Origin of the sequence: Bradyrhizobium sp. 613_E4_N2_2 (genome assembly GCF_052075995.1) — a bacterium.
GTDB classification, from domain to species: domain Bacteria; phylum Pseudomonadota; class Alphaproteobacteria; order Rhizobiales; family Xanthobacteraceae; genus Bradyrhizobium; species Bradyrhizobium barranii.
Window position 1 is genome coordinate 2,040,324 of record NZ_CP197234.1, and the last position, 16,871, is coordinate 2,057,194.

Genomic DNA, 16,871 nt, shown 5'->3' on the forward strand with positions numbered 1-16,871 from the left:
ATGGCTGACGACGCATGCAAGGAGAGCCACCATGAAACGTCTCGGCCTCATCGCCGCGCTGCTGATCGGCAGCGCGGTCCCGGCCCACGCCGACACCGACATCTGGAACAACAGGCTGAAGCAGCAGCGCGGCGACGATGCGCTGCATGTCGACAGCGCGTTCTGCGACGCGCAACTCGGCGCGCCGCAGAACGGCACGGCGACTTCGGCGCAATACAAGCGCTGCATGCGGACGCGGGGCTGGCGCTTCAGTCATACGGTTCGCGAGAAGGACGACGGCTATCCCGATCCTGATAATCCCGGTCTCGTCTGCCACGACTTCAAGATTGGCGGCGTCACGGGATCGTCCTGTTCGAATTTCTGAGCACGGCAATAGGCCCGGCGGCCGGATGATCCGGCGCCGCCGGGCAAGCCCGTGATGCGGTCGGTGATGTCTCTAGATCATGCCGAGCACGATGGCGCCGACAAAGGCCATGGCGAGGCACGCGGTGATAACGCTCAGTCTCCCGGCGAACGTCATAAGGTCGCTCCCGCTGCTGTCCCCCGTGCGAGCGCATCATGGTTAACAGAGAGTCTCTCTCCGAAAAAGTCAGCCTTGCTTCCGCTGCTGCCTGGCGGCGTACGCGCGTGCGTGCCGGTATGGTTAAAGAACACTGAAATCAACACGTTGAAGAGTCTTTAAGTAAATTCACCGAACGTGCGTGCATGACGCGCGGAGTTCGTTTGTATCTCGTCGGCTCCATCGTCCTTGTTTCGCTTGCGGGTTGCGGACGCGGCTTTTTCCAGGCCGAACGCGAACCGTGGCGGGCCGAGGCCGAAGCCGCATGCCTGAAATCGGGCGCGGTGAAAGAGGGGCCGGATCTCGTCCGCATCGAGCCGATCTCGGGCCCCGGCATGTGCGGCGCCGAGTTCCCGTTGAAGGTCGCCGCCATCGGCGAAGCCTCGGGCAGCTATGGCTTTGCCGACGAGGAACTGCGTCCGCCGGGGAGTGTCGGCGGCCAGCCGCGATGGCCGGTGACGCAGCCGCGATCGAACCCTCCGCAGAGCCAGAACTATCCGTCATCCTCCTATCCGCAGCGGTCGAACTATCCCGAGAGCGCGGTGCGCCAGCCCTCCGGCTACGGCAACGCGCCCGGCCCGATGTCGCTGAACGCGCCCGGCGTGGCCCAGCAAGAGGACGAAATCGACCTGCCGCCCGAAGGCACCGACGCCGCGGGCGCCGCACGCTACATGAATGCGCCGAGCTATCCGGCGCGGCCGGCGCCGTACTCGCAGGCGCCCGCGCAGCAACCTTTGCCGCGTCTTGGTCCGGCGCAGGGCAATCCCGTCATCGCCGTCGGCCCCGTCGCGATCAAGCCGACCGCGACGCTCGCCTGTCCGATCGTGTCCGAGCTCGATCGCTGGCTCGCCGACACCGTGCAGCCATCGGCGATGCGCTGGTTCGGCGCCCGCGTCGTCGAGATCAAGCAGATCTCCGCCTATTCCTGCCGCGGCATGAACGGCAACTCGCACGCCCACATTTCCGAGCACGCCTTCGGCAACGCGCTCGACATCGCCGCCTTCGTGCTCGCCGACGGCCGCCGCGTCACCGTGAAGGACGGCTGGCGCGGCATGCCGGAAGAGCAGGGGTTTTTGCGCGACGTGCAGTCGGGCGCGTGCGCGCATTTCACCACGGTGCTGGCGCCGGGCTCGAACGTCTATCACTACGATCATATCCACGTGGATCTGATGCGCCGCGCCAGCCGCCGCCTGATCTGCCAGCCCGCCGCCGTCTCGGGCGACGAGGTCGCCGGCCGCGCCCAGCAGCGCAACCCTTACGCCGGTCGGCGTGATCCCTATGTCACGGGCTCGCTCGGAACGCGCAAGAGCGCGACGCGCAAGCAGGAAGAGGACGAGTACGCCGACGAGTAAGATGCCCGCCGATATCGTCCGCTATCTCACCCATCCGCAGGTGCAAATAGATCCCACGGTGCCCGTGCCGCAATGGGGCCTGAGTTCGGTCGGTCGCGCGCGCACTGAGACCGCGGCGAATGCGGGCTGGCTCGCGAGCACCACGCAGATCGTCTCGAGCGCCGAGCGCAAGGCGATCGAGACCGCGGAGATCATCGCGGGCCGCCTCGGACTCATGATCGAGATCCGCGAGGCCATGCATGAGAACGACCGTTCAGCGACCGGCTTCCTGAAACCGGCCGAGTTCGAGGAGGTCGCCGACCAGTTTTTCGCGCAGCCACATCTCAACGTCCGCGGCTGGGAGCGCGCCGTCGATGCGCAGGCGCGCATCGTGCGCGAGACCGAGGCGGTGCTATCCCGCAATCGCCCGGGCGACGTTCTCTTCGTTGGCCACGGTGCCGTCGGCACGCTGCTGTTCTGTCACCAAGCCGGTCATGCCATCGATCGCGTTCACGATCAGGCGGCCGGCGGCGGCAATTGCTTCGCATTCACCCGGGAGGGGCGCCGCGTCCTGCATGGGTGGCGCAAGATGGAAGAGATCGGGGCCTAGTCCCTGGGTGCCGGACAGTCACTTCGAGGCCGGCTTCGACGGTGCGGGGACCAGCCCCATGCACCGCTGCACCTCGCCCGGAACGTTGTAGGTCCGCATGATATGGCGGCTGTCGCGCAAGCCGGTCGCCTCCCGTTGCACCACGAGCATCCAGAGCGCCTGGCCGGCTTCCATCACCAGCTTGCGCCGCGCCGCTTGCATTGAGGCCGGCACTTCCGAGCGCGCGTGAGCGGCGTCGAATTCGCGCAGGCGCGCAAGACTCTGTTCGAGTGCACTGCCCATCCGTCCAAGCGCTGAGGCCTGTTCCTGGACGATCTCGTAATGGAGGATATCGACAGGCGGGCGAAGATCACGGGACATGGCGCTTAATATAATGCCGCGGCAGCGGGCTGCGCAACGAGTGGCACGCCGCTGCTACTTCGCGCGGTACGCCGCCAGAAACATCCGCGTCGCGCTGTCGACGACCTCGGTCATGCGCTCTTCCGACGGCGCAGGCGCGGCCTGGAAAACGAACGGCAGGAAGAGCGAGGCCTTGCACAGCTCCATGAACTGTGACGCTGCCAGATCGCAATCGTCGATCTTGAGGTCGCCGGAGGCGACATGGATTTTGAGATATTCGGAGAGCCGGTTGATGGTCTTGTCCAGCACGCGCAGATAATAGCGGCGGCCCACGTCAGGCATGCGCTCGGCGATCGCCATCACGGTGCGGATCGCCGAACCGCCGCCGGGCCGGCACAGCAGATGGATATAGGCCTGGCCAAAATCCTTCAGCGTGGTCTCGGCGTCGCGCGCGGGATCGAAATTGAAAACGACCTGGCCGTGCTGGAGCGCCTCCTGCTCGAGGATGGCTTCGAACAGCGCGCATTTGTCGGCGAAGTAGACGTAGAGCGTGCCCTTGGAGACCTGCGCCGCGCGCGCGATCTCGCCCATGCTGGCGCCGTCGAAACCGAGATCCATGAACACCTTGCGGGCTCCGTCCAGGATCTGGCGGCGCTTGGAGCTGTCCTCCTCTTGGACGACGTGGAGATGTTCGCGGCCGGCTACAACCATTGGTTCAGCGTCTCGGAAGGTTTCTGGATCGGGCCCGACCCATGAAACCCAAATAAAGGATTCGGGCCAGTAGGGTCCTGCCCGGGAATATTATCTATGTTGACCGAACCGTTCGGTCAATGATATTTGGAATGGGCGAAAGGGAACCGGCCGCAGGAGGGCCGTCCCTGGTCGCCGCTTTTTTTGTTGGGGAGGCCTTTATGGCCGTATCGAGAGACCAGGCTGCGCGCGTCCTTCGCCAGGAAGCGGTGGAGACGACGCCGGGGCATGCCGGCAGTGAAGCTGCGACCGAGAAATCCGTCGCCCTTGCCGAGCAGTTGCGCTCTCATGTGGCCGAGGAAACCAAGCGCCGCACCAATGAGGCGCCGGAGACGCCCGTGACCGACAAGCCGGCTGCACCCGCTGCCGCCGACGCGCCGAAGCCCGGCAAGCGCAAATTCGTCCTGATGGGTGTTGGCCTCGTGCTGGCGCTCGCGGCCGCGAGCTATGCCGGCTACTACACGCTGGTCGGCCGCTTCTACGTCTCCACCGACGACGCCTATGTCCGCGCCAACAACACCATGCTGGGCGCGCGCGTTGCCGGCCACATCTCTTCGATCCTCGCCGGCGACAACACGACCGTGCGCGCCGGCGACGTCGTCTTCCGCATCGATGACGGCGACTACAAGATCGCGATCGATGCCGCCGCGACCAGGATCGCGACCCAGCAGGCCACCATCGATCGCATCGGCCGCCAGATTGCAGCGCTCGACAGCCAGGTTGCACAGGCCAAGGCGCAGCTCGTCTCGGCCGAGGCGGGCCTCAAGCGCGCCGATCTCGATTATGAGCGCCAGCAGGCGCTGAGCAGCAAGGGCTTTGCTTCGCGCGCCACGTTCGAAAGCTCGGAAGCCGGACGCGACCAGGGCGCCGCCGCGGTCAAGGCCGCCCAGGCCGCCTACGACGTCGCGGTCAGCAATGTCCACGTCACCAAGGCGCAGCAGGCCGAAGCGCAGGCGCAGCTCGCCGAGCTCAAGACCTCGCTCGCCAAGGCCGAGCGCGATCTCGCCTTCACCGCGGTGCGCGCGCCGGTCGACGGCACGTTCTCGAACCGCCTGGTCAGCGCCGGCGACTTCGTCGCGGTCGGCCAGCGTCTCGGCAACATCGTGCCGCTCGACGACGTCTATATCGACGCCAATTTCAAGGAAACCCAGCTCAAGCGCATCCGTCCCGGCCAGCCGGTGACGATCAAGGTCGATGCCTACGGCATGCGCAAGTTCTCCGGAATCGTCGACAGCATCGCAGCGGGCTCCGGCTCGGTGTTCACGCTGCTGCCGCCCGACAACGCCACCGGCAACTTCACCAAGATCGTGCAGCGCGTGCCGGTCCGCATCCGCGTGCCGAAGTCGGTGGCGAAGCAGAACCTGCTCCGCGCCGGCATGTCGGTCTATGCGACCGTCGATACCAACAAGGGCGCCGCCGACGCCGACAGCGAGATCGATCTCGACGATCCCACCGCGATCCACCCGCAGTAGCCACAAATCGAGCGCTGCGAGGTCAGACCATGGCCAACGCCACCACCGCCTCACCCGCCATGATGGCGAACCCCGACTCGGAGCGCATCGCGCCGAAGCGGCTGTTCGCCTTCATCATCATGGTGTTCGGGATGTTCATGTCGATCCTGGACATCCAGATCGTCTCGGCGTCCCTCAGTGAAATCCAGGCAGGCCTGTCGGCAAGCTCCAGCGAGGTCGCCTGGGTCCAGACCGCCTATCTGATCGCCGAGGTGATCGCGATCCCGCTGTCGGGCTTTTTGTCGCGCGCTTTCGGCACGCGGCTGCTGTTCGCGATCTCGGCCGCGGGCTTCACCGCCTCGAGCCTGCTCTGCGGCTTCGCCACCACGATCGAGGAGATGATCCTCTGGCGTGCCCTTCAGGGCTTTTTGGGCGCCGGCATGATCCCGACCGTGTTCGCCTCGGCCTATACTGTATTCCCGCGCTCCAAATTCCACATCGTCGGTCCCATCATCGGGCTTGTTGCGACCCTGGCTCCCACGATCGGCCCGACGGTCGGCGGCTACATCACCGATCTGATGTCGTGGAACTGGCTGTTCTTCATCAACGTCGTGCCCGGCATCGGCATTACGCTGGGCGTGCTGGCGCTGGTCGATTTCGACGAGCCGCATTTCGAGCTGCTCGACCGCTTCGACTGGTGGGGCCTGCTCTTCATGGCCGGCTTCCTCGGCACGCTGGAATATGTGCTGGAGGAAGGTCCGCAACATGAGTGGATGCAGGACACGTCCGTCGCGATCTGCGCCTGGATCTGCGCGGTCTCGGCGATCGCCTTCTTCTGGCGCGTGTTCACCGCGGCCGAGCCGATCGTCAATTTGCGCACCTTCTCCAACCGCAATTTCGCGGTCGGCTGCGTCCTGCAGTTCTGCATCGGTATCGGGCTCTACGGCCTGACCTACATCTATCCGCGCTACCTCGCCGAAGTGCGCGGCTACAGCGCGCTGATGATCGGCGAGACCATGTTCGTCTCGGGCATCACCATGTTCCTGGTCGCGCCGCTGGTTGGCCGTCTCATGGTGAAGGTCGACATGCGCTACATGATCGCGTTCGGCCTCATCGTGTTCGCGATCGGCTCCTACCAGATGACCTGGATCACGCGCGACTACGATTTCTACGAGCTGCTGGTGCCGCAGATCCTGCGCGGCATCGGCATGATGTTCGCGATGGTGCCGACCAACAACATCGCGCTCGGAACGCTGGCGCCCGACAGGGTGAAGAACGCCTCCGGCCTGTTCAACCTGATGCGCAATCTCGGCGGCGCGGTCGGCCTTGCCGTCATCAACACCGTGCTCAACAACCGCACCGATTTGCACATCACCCGCCTTCAGGAGCGGGTGACCTGGGGCAATGCGACCGCGACCGAAACCCTGACCATGTTCATGCAGAAATTCCAGGGGCTCGGCGATTCCACGCTGATGGCGATGAAGCAGCTCAGCCAGATCGTGCACCGCCAGGCCGTGGTGATGAGCTTTGGCGACGCCTTCTTCGCGCTGACGCTGTTCTATCTCGGCCTCAGCCTGCTGGTCACGCTGCTGAGCAAACCGGCCTCGATGACCGGTGGCGGCGACGCGCATTAGGCAAGCGGCTTACGAGGTGTCATCGCCCGCGGAGGCGGGCGATCCAGTACTCCGCAGCGGAAGTTGTGTGAGCTAACTATCGCCGCGGAGTACTGGATGCCCCGGTCAAGCCGGGGCATGACAGCGGAGATTGAGGCGGCGGCGATGCCGGACCAAGGCGCCACGCACCAAATTGCAACACTCGTCCGTGAATTCGCGGGGGCCCCGTTGCAAACCGGAAACGATACATCTATAAAGCGCACCTCATTCAATCGAGCCAGGGAGAGATTTGCATGATTTCGTCGCACTCGCAGATCGTACGCCCGCGTTCGATGTTCTGGTTCGGTATGTCGGCGGCCTGTTAGAGGCCTCTTCCGCCAGATTCGATCGGGTCACGAGTCCCGATCTCTCCACTTCCCAAGTCAAAATCAGTTGTGAGTGACGCCGGTCAGCCCTCCGTGGCGGACTTGCGTCCGTCGATGGAGCCGGCCTGCGCCGAAAGCGGCCGGATAATGTCATGACCTCTCTGTCAAAAAGGCCCGCGGCCATACGCGTGGTGCTGCCCTTCGTATTCCGGCACTGGCTGAAGCAGCCCGGACGCGGCCTGATCGTGGCCGGCGGCCTGCTGGGCGCAACCATCGCCGACCTGTTCATGCCGGTATTCTCCGGACATCTGGTCGATGCGCTGACGCGCGGCTCGTCCGATCCCGACGCGCGCCGCGCGGCGCTGGTTGCGTTCGGCGCCATCGTGGCGCTCGGAGCGGCGTCCGTGGTGCTGAGGTTGATCGGTCTCCAGGCGATCGTCCCGTTCACGCTCAAGATCATGTCGGATGTCGCCCAGGAGGCCTTCACGCGCGTGCAGCGCTTCTCGACCGACTGGCACGCCAACTCCTTTGCCGGCTCCACGGTGCGCAAGGTCACCCGCGGCATGTGGGCGCTCGACCTGCTCAACGACACCATCCTGATGGCGTTGGCGCCGTCTCTGCTGGTGTTGATCGGCTCCATGGTCCTGATCGGCCTGCACTGGACGTCGCTCGGCGCGGTGATCGCGGTGGGCGCGCTTTTCTACGTCGCCATCACCGTGCTGTTCTCGACGCGCTACATCGCGCCGGCCGCGCGCGTCTCCAACGCCTGGGACACCAAGGTCGGCGGTACGCTGGCGGACGCGCTGACCTGCAACGCCGTAGTGAAATCCTTCGGCGCCGAAGCGCGCGAGGATACGCGGCTCGCCCGCGTCATCAACCGCTGGCGCGTGCGCGTGCGGCGGACCTGGTTTCGCTACAACTACACGGCTATGGCGCAGCTCTCGCTGCTGCTATGCCTGCGTGCGTCCGTGATCGGCGGCGCGGTGCTGCTGTGGATGTCCGGGCACGCGTCGCCCGGTGACGTCACCTATGTGCTGACGAGCTACTACGTCATCCACGCCTATCTGCGCGACGTCGGCATGCACATCAACAACCTCCAGCGCTCGGTCAACGACATGGACGAATTGGTGGCGATCCATGGCGAGCCGATCGGGATTGCCGATGCGGCCAGTGCGCGACCGATCGCGATCGAGGCCGGCGAGATCGTATTCGACGACGTCACGTTCCACTATGGCGGCCATCGCGCGCCACTGTATGACGGACTGTCGGTCACGATCCGCGCCGGCGAGCGCGTCGGCCTGGTCGGCCGCTCCGGCTCCGGCAAGACGACCTTCGTCAAGCTGGTGCAGCGGCTGTACGACGTCTCCGGTGGTCGCGTGCTGATCGACGGGCAGGACATCGCGCTCGCTACGCAGCAATCGCTGCGCAGCCAGATCGCGATCGTGCAGCAGGAGCCGATCCTGTTCCACCGCACGCTTGCGGAGAACATCGCCTATGGCCGGCCCGGTGCCAGCCTGGAGGCGATCGAGCACGCGGCGCGGCTGGCGAACGCGCACGACTTCATCCTGCGCCTGCCGAAGGGCTACGGCACGTTGGTTGGCGAGCGTGGCGTGAAGCTGTCGGGCGGCGAGCGGCAGCGCGTGGCGCTGGCGCGCGCCTTCCTGGCGGATGCGCCGGTGCTGATCCTGGACGAGGCGACCTCGAGCCTCGATTCGGAATCGGAGGCGCTGATCCAGCAGGCGATGGAGCGGCTGATGAAGGGCCGGACCTCGATCGTGATCGCGCACCGGCTGTCGACGGTGCGCAGCCTCGATCGGATCCTGGTGTTCGACCGCGGCGAGATCGTCGAGCAAGGCACCCATGCCATGCTCGCGAGCAAGCCCGGCGGCATCTATCGCGGTCTGTTCGAGCGCCAGGTGGTGGAGCTCGGGCGCATCGCGGCGGCGGAATGAGAGGCGCGCGGCAGCGGGACGAAAGTCCCGCGGTCACGCCGTTAAGGATGGAATGAGATGAAGGACCTGACGCGCGGCTCCATCGTGAGCCACATCCTGAGCATGGCGCCTCCGATCGTGGTCGGCATGATCACGATCATGATCTGTCAGCTCGTCGATCTGTATTTCGTCTCGGGTCTGGGCGAGGCGGCGATCGCCGGCGTCGCGGCGGCCGGTAATGCGGGCTTTCTGGTCAACGCGCTGATGCAGGTGCTCGGCGTCGGCACGGTTGCGCTGATGGCGCACGCCGTGGGGCGGAAGGACCGCGACGACGCCAATCTGGTCTTCAACCAGTCGGTCGTCCTGTCGGTGCTGTTCGGGATCCTGACATTGGTCGCGGGCCTCGCGCTGTCGCGCCCCTACATGCGCGCGGTTGCAGCCGACGAAGCTACGGTCGAAGCCGGTACCGTTTATCTGCTCTGGTTTATGCCGGCGCTGGCGCTGCAATTCGCCACGCAAGTGATGGCTTCCGCATTGCGGGCGACCGGCATCGTGCGGCCGAGCATGCTGGTGCAGGCGCTGGCCGTGGTCATCAACATCGCGCTGGCGCCGGTCCTGATCACGGGCTGGGGCACCGGACATGCGCTCGGTGTCGCCGGTGCCGGCCTTGCCAGCTCGATCGCCGTCTTCGTCGGCGTGCTGATGCTGTTCGGCTATTTCCTCAAGCTGGAGCGCTACGTCGCGTTTCACCCCGAGCAGTGGCGGCCGCAGCTGCGGCAGTGGAAGAGAATCCTCAATGTCGGCCTGCCCGCAGGCGGGGAATTTGCGATGATCTTCATCATCATGGCCGTGGGCTATTACGTGCTGAGCATTTTTGGCCCGGCGGCGCAGGCGGGGTTTGGCATCGGGACGCGTCTCCTCGGGCTGATCCAGATGCCGGCGCTCGCCATCGCCCTCGCTGCAGGGCCCATCGCCGGCCAGAATTTCGGCGCCGGCAATGGAGCACGTGTGCGGGAGACCTTTGTCAAGGCGTCGCTTATCGCGACCGCCGTGATGATTGTCTTCATGATACTCGCGCAGTTCGCGCCCGGTCTGTTGCTTGCCGGCTTCTCCAGGGATCAGGAGACGATGGCGGTTGCGTCGCTGTTTCTGCGCCTCGTCTCGCTCAACATGGTGGCGCAGGGGCTGATCTTTACTTGCTCCAGCATGTTTCAGGGGCTTGGCAACACCAAGCCGGTGTTGTGGACCTCGGCGACGCGGGTTCTCACCTATTCCCTGCCGTCGATCTGGCTCTCGACGTGGCCGGGCTTCCGGATGGAGCATGTCTGGTATTTGTCGATCGCGACGACCACGCTACAGGCCGCCCTGAGCGTGTGGCTGTTGCTCCGGGAGTTCAGAAAGCGCCTTGCGCTGCCGGCACAGGAGAAGGTCGCGAAGCCGGCAAATCCCGAGCCGGTTGTGCCTCCAATGCGCGAGCCCGCGTAGCAGATTGAACGGACGCGCGCTTGTCGCCCACCCACGGCTCCGGCTAGTTTGCCGCGCCGTGGGTGGGCCGCGAATCTGCAAGGGACAGCAATGACCGAGGTGTTGAACGAGCAAGGACGAGCGTCCTGGCTCTCCGCGATCTGGGCGGCGCGCTACCGCACACCGGCCCGCTTCGTCGCGCTGGTCGCGTTGCTGCTGCCCTGGAGCACCACCGGCGTGACTTTTGCGCTCGTGCCCTGGCTGATCGCCTTTGCTTTCATCGACCTTCGCGAACTCCCGCGCTCGCTGCTGCGCCCGATCTGCCTGCTGCCGATCGCGCTGTTCGTGCTGGCACTCGTCGGCACGCTCTGGTCGGTTGCGCCCTGGGCCGAGCGGCTGCACGCGCTCGGGCCGCCGGCAAAACTGCTGGTGATCCCGCTGCTGATCTACCAGTTCGAGCGCTGGCCCTACGGCAAATGGGTTTTTGCGGCGTTCCTGGTCTCCTGCACGCTGCTCATGCTGTACTCCTTCACTGTCGCGATCGATCCCAGGCTCTCGCTGAAGCTCTATCTGTCGCGCGGGCCCTACCAGGTCGAGAGCGGGATCGCCGTGCGCAATTATATCGACCAGAGCCAGGAATTCGCGCTCTGTGCGATCGCGCTGGTGTACCCGATCGTGACGCTGGTCCAGCAGGGCCGCGTTCGGATCGCGGCGTTGTTCGCCGTATTGGCGCTCGGCTTCCTCGCCAACATGATGTTCGTCGTGGTCTCGCGCACGGCGCTGGTGACGCTGCCGGTCCTGCTCGTGGTGTTTGCACTGCTGCATCTGCGCTGGCGGGTGGCGCTCGTTGCCGGCGCTGCGACGGCGTTGATCGCCGTAGCGCTCTGGGCCGTCTCGCCGCATCTGCGCGCGACCGTCGGCAAGTTCCAGAGCGATTATGAAAGGAGCCTGGAGGCCGACAACAATTCGATTAGCGGCATGGGCTCGCGTCTCGAATACTGGCGGAAGTCCCTTGGGTTCATCGCCGACGCGCCGCTGATCGGCCACGGCACCGGCTCGATCCGCGGTCTGTTCGCCGGCGTGGCCGCCAATCCGCACGACGACCCGCTGCGCGGCGAGATCGTCAGCAACCCGCACAATCAGCCCCTGAGCAATGCCGTGCAGTGGGGGATGGTCGGCGTGCTGGTCCTCTACGCGCTGTGGATCGCGCACCTCTTGATGTTTCGCGGCGAGGGGCTAGCCTGCTGGATCGGTATGCTGGTCGTGGTGCAGAACATGCTGTCCTCACTGCTCAACACGCATCTGTTCGATTTCACCTCGGGCTGGATCTACGTGCTCGGTGTCGGCGTCGCCGGCGGCATGGCGCTCGCGGCGAAGAGGACGCGCACCTAAAGCGCGGCAATACTGTTCCAGACGAGGGTGAGGCCCGACAGGAACAACAGGCCGAGCACGACGTCGCCAAAATGCTTGTCGTTCAGTGCGTGATAGACGCGGGCGCCGGCCCAGGCGCCGATCAGCGTGCCCGGGAAGGCGACCAGCGCGAGCCAGACCACCTTGAATTCGACGAGACCCGACGCCGTCTGCAACACCAGCGCGGTCGCGAGCACGGTGAAATTGAAGAGCTGGAAGATGCCGCGCCGCTCGTGCTTGTTCCAGCCGCGGATATTGGCCCAGAGGATCGGCAGCGGCCCGGACAATCCGGCGAGGCCGCCGAGAATGCCGCCGGCAAAGCCGATCGCGCCGTCGGCAATGCGGCCACCGAACGTCACGGCGAGGGGCCTCTTGTTGAGATAGAGAGCGGTCGAAAAGATCAGGATCAGCACGCCGACGCTCAGCTTGAATACTTTTGGATCGGCGGAGGCGATCAGCATGGTGCCGAGCGGCACGCCGATCAGGCCCCCGATCAGGAACGGCCAGACCAGCGACAGGTCGAAACTCTTCCACATCGACGGCAGCGTCGAGGTCTGCGCGATCACCGAGCAGATCAGCACCAGGGGCACCGCGAGCGAGGGCGGCAGGACGTAGAGCCAGATGCCGAGCGCCATCAGCGCGGTCCCGAAGCCGGCCAGTCCCGAGACGAAGCCGCCGGCCAGCGCGCCGAACAGCAGCAGCGCATAAGTGAGCGTTTCCAACAGATTGTCCTTGTCGCAATGGGCGATCCCGAACTGTTGATCGCCAACGCCCGCATAGCACGGCTGCGGCCGTGCAGGTCAATTCCAAAACCGCACGCAAGCGTGATCCCCAACCGCGGGCTTTCGCCAAAGGCAGGCCTACATGATGACCATACTTCAATCCGGGGGCCTGCCCGACGCCATGATGCGCTCTCATTGGCCTTTCCCCGAACGAGATGATGGAGAACGACCATGACCCGCACGAAGATTGCCGTTGCAGCCGCGCTGCTGTCTGCGGCGGCCCTGATGCCGACGATGGCGCAGGCGCAGTTCTCCGAACCCGCGGCCTATCAGGCCGCCCATCCCGACCGCGATGTGCTGAACGGCGGCCAGCTCACGCCTGCGGCGCGCGCGGCTCGTGGCGAGACAGTGGCACCGAGCGAGGCCTATGCGGCTTATTCGTCAGGCGTGACGCCGGTCGTTCGCCCGCGCCACCGCCGTCACCACCGATAAGAAGAGCCTAGACGATCTGCCTCGTGTCGGCCGGCCTGTGCAGCGCGCCGACCAGGATGCGCAGCGCTTCCGTCAGCTCCGATCGATTGCGCGCGGCGCCGAGCGAGACGCGCGCGGCATGCGGCGGTGTTCCGTCCACGGTGAAAGCGTCGCCGGCGACGACTGCAAGTCCATTCCGCAACAGATGCGCGGCGACGTCGGGGCGGCCCTCCGGCAGCCGCAGCCAGAGATGATGGGCGGCGGGCTTGGCCAGGAATTGAATGCCTTTCAGCGCGCGCTGCGCAAGCTGCTGGCGGCCGATCGCCTCGTTGCGGATGGCGGTGATGATGCGATCGGCGATGCCGTTCTCGATCCAATGCGTCACCAGCGCGACCATCAGCGGCGCCGGCATCTGCACGGTGGCCTGCAGGCCGGCACGCATGTCGCGCTGCGCGGCGTCGTCGGGCGTCAAGAGATAGGCGACGCGCAGCGCCGGCGCGATGCATTTCGACAGCGTGGTCGCGAGATAGGTCCGCTCCGGAATGAGGTTTGCGATCGGCGATGCCGAACGGTCGAGCAGCCCATAGGCATCGTCCTCGATCAGCGCCGTATCGGCATCGCTGATGATCTTTGCGATGGCGTTGCGCCGCTCGGCGGAAAGCGTCGCGGTGGTCGGATTGTGCAGCGTCGGAATGAGATAGACGGCCTTCGGCCTGTGCGCGCGACAGGTCTTCGCCAGCGCATCGGGCAGGATGCCGCCATCATCCATGGCGACACCGACGAGCTTGACGCCGAGCCGCGCCGCGGCGGCCTTGATGCCGGGGAAGGTGAGGGCTTCCGTCAGCACGACGTCGCCGGGCCGCGCGAGCTGAGCGAGCAGGTTGAACAGGATCGTCTGCGTACCGGGAAAGATCACGAGCCTGTCGGCGTGTGCGTGCGAAACGCGTGCACGCATCCAGCGGGCCGCGACCTCGCGCTCATGCGCGCTGCCGCCGGGCGGCTGATAGTTGAGATGCGCCGTCAGGCCCGATTGCGCGCGGATGGCTTCCATCCCGGCAATGATCCGCTCATCGAGTTGCGCTTCGAGCGGATGCGGCGGCACGTTCATCGAGAGGTCGATCGCGACCGGGTGCGGCATGTCGACCGCGCGGCGCGCGCTGGTCTCGGATACGAATGAGCCTTGTCCGACCCGGGCTTCCATGATGCCGCGGCGCCGCGCCTCGGTGTAGGCACGCGTCACCGTGGTGAGGTCGATGCCGAGGGCCTTCGCCAGCGCGCGCTGCGTCGGCAGCTGCTGGCCGCGCACCAGCCGGCCCGCGGCGATGTCGGCCTCCATGGCCTCGACGATGCGCTGGTAGCGCGGCCCGCTCAGCTCCGAGATTGTAGGGGTCCAATCCATGCAATTTAGGCCCATATCCTTTGAATGTATGGATACAAGATATTATTGTATGGATCAGCGAAAAGGAAGAGGTGCTGTCATGGCAACCGGTTCAGTCTCTCTCACGAAGGCGATGTGGCGCGGCTTCTTGGGCAAGTGCCCGAACTGCGGCGAAGGACATATGTTCGGGCGCTTCCTGAAAGTGGCCGACAGCTGCGACCATTGCGGCGAGGAGCTGTTTCACCAGCGCGCCGATGACTTCCCGGCTTATCTGGTGATGGTCGTAGTCGGCCATCTCGTGGTGCCGGCGATCCTCGCGGTCGAGACGGCCTACGCGCCGGCGGTCTGGCTGCAACTGGCCGTGTGGTTGCCGGTAACGCTGTTCGCTTCGCTCGCGCTGCTGCAACCGACCAAGGGCGCCATCGTCGGCCTGCAATGGCAGATCGGCATGCATGGTTTTGAGGCGGGCAAGCTGCGCCGCGAGGCCGTCGCGCCCGTCCTCGTGAAGGTGAACACCCGCGCGGCCTGAGGGGCCGCAGCGTTTACATCGCGCGCGCGGCGGCTACACTCCATCGTAGAAACAAGAACGATGGAAATGCCGATGGCCGCACGCGCGAAGACTTTTCTGCTCTGTCATGGCGCATGGTCCGGCGGATGGGCCTGGAAGAAGATGCATCCGCTGATGGCGCAGGCCGGCCACCGCCTGGTGGCGCCGACCTTCACCGGGCTTGGCGAGCGCGCGCATCTGGCCAGTCCCGCGATCGATCTGGATACGCACATCCAGGACATCCTCAACGTCATCAAGTTCGAGGACCTCGACGACATCGTGCTGCTCGGCCACAGCTATGGCGGCATGGTCGCGACCGGTGTTGCCGACCGCGCGCGCGAGCGCGTCACGCAACTGATCTATCTCGACGCCTTCGTGCCGCGTGACGGCCAGTCGCTGTTCGATCTCAACGAGGGCGGCCGCGAGCCGATGCGCAAGGCGACTGCCGCGGGCGACGGCTACCGCATCCCGCCGAATCCACCGCCGCCGGATACGCCGCAGGCCGATCTCGACTGGCTCAATGCGCGCCGCATCAACATGCCGATCAAATGTTTCGAGACGAGGCTCAAGCTCGAGCATGGCGAGCCGGCGATGCCGCGCAGCTACATCTATTGCAGGCGCATTCCGCCGGGCGATGTGTTCGGGCAGTTCGCGAAGCGCACGAAGAACGAGGAGGGCTGGCGCTATTTCGAGCTCGATGCGAGTCATGCGCCGAACGTGACGGCGCCCGAGGCTTTGATGGGCGTGTTGAACGAGATTGTCGCTTAGTTCGCAGCCGTCATTCCGGGGCTCGCGAAGCGAGAGCCCGGAATCCATCAGGCGGCAGAGTCGGTGGATGAATGGATTCCGGGCTCGTGCTGCGCACGCCCCGGAATGACAGCCGGGTCAAAATGGTGAGGGGCTCGATGCGGTCAGCATCGAACCCCTCGTTGCAAGATATCAGCCGGCCTGTAAGCCGGGTTCTGTAAGGCACCGTCCGCTTGCGCGAACGATACGTGACGGCCATTCCTCTGGGACCATGTTTGCACATGGCCTCGAGCAACCTACCCGGACGGCGGGCCTGACATCGCCCCGCGGCGTTATCGCTTGCGCGAACAGCCCGCTACGCCGTCCCTATTCGGTTTTGCTCCCGGTGGGGTTTACCATGCCGGCTCCGTTGCCGGAGCCGCGGTGCGCTCTTACCGCACCTTTTCACCCTTACCTGCCTACGCAGCTTGCGCTGCTACGGCACGGCAGGCCCGAGGGCTTGCCGCGCCAGAGCCCCGAAGGGGCGTCGGCGGGCGGTTCGTTCTCTGTGGCACTTTCCCTGGGGTTGCCCCCGCCGGACGTTATCCGGCACCGTATGTCAAGGGAGCCCGGACTTTCCTCCCCGGCGGCCTTTCGGCACCTGCCGGAGCGGCCGTCCGGCCGACTGACCGGCTACGCATGGGGCATTTGTGACGGTTCCGTCAAGCAGAGATCGCCGCGCACGCCGGCTGCGAATAATTTATCCTGAACATGTCGTTGGGCGTGGGCCCGGTTCGACTGGATGCCGGCAATCCAGCCGAGCAACAGGAGTTAAGCGATGCAGTATTTGCTGCTGATCTACCGGAACGAAGCTCAACAGAGCAAGATGGACCCCGCAGATTACCAGAAGCTGTTGGCGGAGTATTCCGCCTACACCCAGTCCATCGTCCAGAGCGGCAACTTCAAGGCCGGCGACGGGCTCCAGCCGACCTCGACTGCGACCACCGTTCGCGTTCGCGACGGCAAGGTACTCGCGACCGATGGTCCGTTCGCCGAGACCCGCGAGCAACTCGGCGGCTATTATCTCGTCGAGGCGAGAGACCTCGACGCAGCGATCGCGATGGCCGCGCGGATTCCCGGAGCCAGGGACGGCTCGATCGAAGTCAGGCCCGTGATGATCTACAAATGATCTCGTCCCCTGATA

16 protein-coding genes and 1 other RNA gene are annotated in these 16,871 nt (G+C 65.4%); 12 read left to right on the plus strand and 5 right to left on the minus strand.

The features are described from left to right. Positions 1–31: 31 nt before the first annotated feature. From AB7290_RS09685 to AB7290_RS09695, 3 genes are all read left to right on the plus strand, one after another. A complete protein-coding gene (locus AB7290_RS09685) occupies positions 32–364 on the plus strand; it encodes a hypothetical protein (protein WP_085399260.1) in 333 nt (110 codons plus the stop codon). Between the two features lie 341 nt (positions 365–705). Then, positions 706–1,911, plus strand: a complete 1,206-nt coding sequence (locus AB7290_RS09690; RefSeq protein ID WP_135214108.1) for an extensin-like domain-containing protein — start codon at positions 706–708, stop codon at positions 1,909–1,911. Position 1,912: 1 nt separating this feature from the next. Continuing rightward, positions 1,913–2,500: a histidine phosphatase family protein gene (locus AB7290_RS09695; protein ID WP_085399262.1), complete on the plus strand. Its 588-nt coding sequence runs from the start codon at positions 1,913–1,915 to the stop codon at positions 2,498–2,500. 18 nt (positions 2,501–2,518) lie between these two features. On the opposite strand, the gene AB7290_RS09700 is transcribed toward AB7290_RS09695, so the two are convergent. Together AB7290_RS09700 and AB7290_RS09705 are read right to left on the minus strand one after the other, a co-directional pair. Further along, complete coding sequence (locus AB7290_RS09700) at positions 2,519–2,860, minus strand: DUF6665 family protein (protein ID WP_085399263.1); 342 nt, start codon at positions 2,858–2,860, stop codon at positions 2,519–2,521. A 54-nt stretch (positions 2,861–2,914) separates the two neighbouring features. Continuing rightward, positions 2,915–3,550: a TetR/AcrR family transcriptional regulator gene (locus tag AB7290_RS09705; RefSeq protein ID WP_085399264.1), complete on the minus strand. Its 636-nt coding sequence runs from the start codon at positions 3,548–3,550 to the stop codon at positions 2,915–2,917. 200 nt (positions 3,551–3,750) lie between these two features. Here AB7290_RS09705 and AB7290_RS09710 point away from each other — a divergent pair, with 200 nt between their 5' ends. From AB7290_RS09710 to AB7290_RS09730, 5 genes are all read left to right on the plus strand, one after another. Beyond that, on the plus strand, positions 3,751–5,061 hold the full coding sequence (locus tag AB7290_RS09710) for an HlyD family efflux transporter periplasmic adaptor subunit (RefSeq protein WP_441253376.1): 1,311 nt from the start codon (positions 3,751–3,753) through the stop codon (positions 5,059–5,061). 29 nt (positions 5,062–5,090) lie between these two features. Continuing rightward, the gene (locus AB7290_RS09715; RefSeq protein WP_085399266.1) at positions 5,091–6,674 is read left to right on the plus strand and encodes a DHA2 family efflux MFS transporter permease subunit; all 1,584 of its coding nucleotides are present in this window, start codon (positions 5,091–5,093) and stop codon (positions 6,672–6,674) included. Positions 6,675–7,170: 496 nt separating this feature from the next. Continuing rightward, positions 7,171–8,970 carry an ABC transporter ATP-binding protein gene (locus tag AB7290_RS09720; RefSeq protein ID WP_085399267.1) on the plus strand — a complete coding sequence of 600 codons (1,800 nt, stop codon included), beginning with the start codon at positions 7,171–7,173 and terminating at the stop codon, positions 8,968–8,970. A gap of 57 nt (positions 8,971–9,027) precedes the next feature. Continuing rightward, the gene (locus AB7290_RS09725; RefSeq protein ID WP_085399268.1) at positions 9,028–10,434 is read left to right on the plus strand and encodes an MATE family efflux transporter; all 1,407 of its coding nucleotides are present in this window, start codon (positions 9,028–9,030) and stop codon (positions 10,432–10,434) included. 90 nt (positions 10,435–10,524) lie between these two features. Further along, a complete protein-coding gene (locus AB7290_RS09730) occupies positions 10,525–11,805 on the plus strand; it encodes an O-antigen ligase family protein (RefSeq protein ID WP_085399269.1) in 1,281 nt (426 codons plus the stop codon). Here the strand turns inward: AB7290_RS09730 and AB7290_RS09735 are convergent. Beyond that, positions 11,802–12,545, minus strand: coding sequence for a sulfite exporter TauE/SafE family protein (locus tag AB7290_RS09735; protein WP_071910378.1), 744 nt, complete (start codon positions 12,543–12,545; stop codon positions 11,802–11,804). The two genes, AB7290_RS09730 and AB7290_RS09735, sit on opposite strands and share 4 nt — an antisense overlap. 231 nt (positions 12,546–12,776) lie before the next feature. Here AB7290_RS09735 and AB7290_RS09740 point away from each other — a divergent pair, with 231 nt between their 5' ends. Continuing rightward, entirely contained in the window at positions 12,777–13,037 is a 261-nt protein-coding gene (locus AB7290_RS09740; protein WP_085399270.1) for a hypothetical protein, read from the plus strand. 7 nt (positions 13,038–13,044) lie between these two features. Here the strand turns inward: AB7290_RS09740 and AB7290_RS09745 are convergent, their stop codons facing one another. Beyond that, the gene (locus AB7290_RS09745; RefSeq protein WP_167767958.1) at positions 13,045–14,415 is read right to left on the minus strand and encodes an aminotransferase-like domain-containing protein; all 1,371 of its coding nucleotides are present in this window, start codon (positions 14,413–14,415) and stop codon (positions 13,045–13,047) included. 49 nt (positions 14,416–14,464) lie between these two features. Between AB7290_RS09745 and AB7290_RS09750 the strand changes: the two genes are divergently transcribed. Next, positions 14,465–14,923, plus strand: a complete 459-nt coding sequence (locus AB7290_RS09750) for a DUF983 domain-containing protein (protein ID WP_071910384.1) — start codon at positions 14,465–14,467, stop codon at positions 14,921–14,923. A 72-nt stretch (positions 14,924–14,995) separates the two neighbouring features. Beyond that, positions 14,996–15,709: an alpha/beta fold hydrolase gene (locus AB7290_RS09755; protein WP_085399286.1), complete on the plus strand. Its 714-nt coding sequence runs from the start codon at positions 14,996–14,998 to the stop codon at positions 15,707–15,709. 167 nt (positions 15,710–15,876) lie between these two features. Here the strand turns inward: AB7290_RS09755 and rnpB are convergent. Beyond that, positions 15,877–16,356: RNase P RNA component class A (gene rnpB, locus AB7290_RS09760), an RNA gene on the minus strand. Positions 16,357–16,505: 149 nt separating this feature from the next. On the opposite strand from rnpB, the gene AB7290_RS09765 reads away from it, so the two are divergent. Next, complete coding sequence (locus AB7290_RS09765) at positions 16,506–16,856, plus strand: YciI family protein (protein ID WP_063981532.1); 351 nt, start codon at positions 16,506–16,508, stop codon at positions 16,854–16,856. Positions 16,857–16,871: the final 15 nt, after the last annotated feature.

Coding starts and splice junctions, on each gene's coding strand:
- AB7290_RS09685 (WP_085399260.1), top strand. CDS start 32: ATGAAACGTCTCGGCCTCATCGCCGCGCTGCTGATCGGCAGCGCGGTC.
- AB7290_RS09690 (WP_135214108.1), top strand. CDS start 706: ATGACGCGCGGAGTTCGTTTGTATCTCGTCGGCTCCATCGTCCTTGTT.
- AB7290_RS09695 (WP_085399262.1), top strand. CDS start 1,913: ATGCCCGCCGATATCGTCCGCTATCTCACCCATCCGCAGGTGCAAATA.
- AB7290_RS09700 (WP_085399263.1), bottom strand. CDS start 2,860: ATGTCCCGTGATCTTCGCCCGCCTGTCGATATCCTCCATTACGAGATC.
- AB7290_RS09705 (WP_085399264.1), bottom strand. CDS start 3,550: ATGGTTGTAGCCGGCCGCGAACATCTCCACGTCGTCCAAGAGGAGGAC.
- AB7290_RS09710 (WP_441253376.1), top strand. CDS start 3,751: ATGGCCGTATCGAGAGACCAGGCTGCGCGCGTCCTTCGCCAGGAAGCG.
- AB7290_RS09715 (WP_085399266.1), top strand. CDS start 5,091: ATGGCCAACGCCACCACCGCCTCACCCGCCATGATGGCGAACCCCGAC.
- AB7290_RS09720 (WP_085399267.1), top strand. CDS start 7,171: ATGACCTCTCTGTCAAAAAGGCCCGCGGCCATACGCGTGGTGCTGCCC.
- AB7290_RS09725 (WP_085399268.1), top strand. CDS start 9,028: ATGAAGGACCTGACGCGCGGCTCCATCGTGAGCCACATCCTGAGCATG.
- AB7290_RS09730 (WP_085399269.1), top strand. CDS start 10,525: ATGACCGAGGTGTTGAACGAGCAAGGACGAGCGTCCTGGCTCTCCGCG.
- AB7290_RS09740 (WP_085399270.1), top strand. CDS start 12,777: ATGACCCGCACGAAGATTGCCGTTGCAGCCGCGCTGCTGTCTGCGGCG.
- AB7290_RS09745 (WP_167767958.1), bottom strand. CDS start 14,415: ATGGATTGGACCCCTACAATCTCGGAGCTGAGCGGGCCGCGCTACCAG.
- AB7290_RS09750 (WP_071910384.1), top strand. CDS start 14,465: ATGGATCAGCGAAAAGGAAGAGGTGCTGTCATGGCAACCGGTTCAGTC.
- AB7290_RS09755 (WP_085399286.1), top strand. CDS start 14,996: ATGGCCGCACGCGCGAAGACTTTTCTGCTCTGTCATGGCGCATGGTCC.
- AB7290_RS09765 (WP_063981532.1), top strand. CDS start 16,506: ATGCAGTATTTGCTGCTGATCTACCGGAACGAAGCTCAACAGAGCAAG.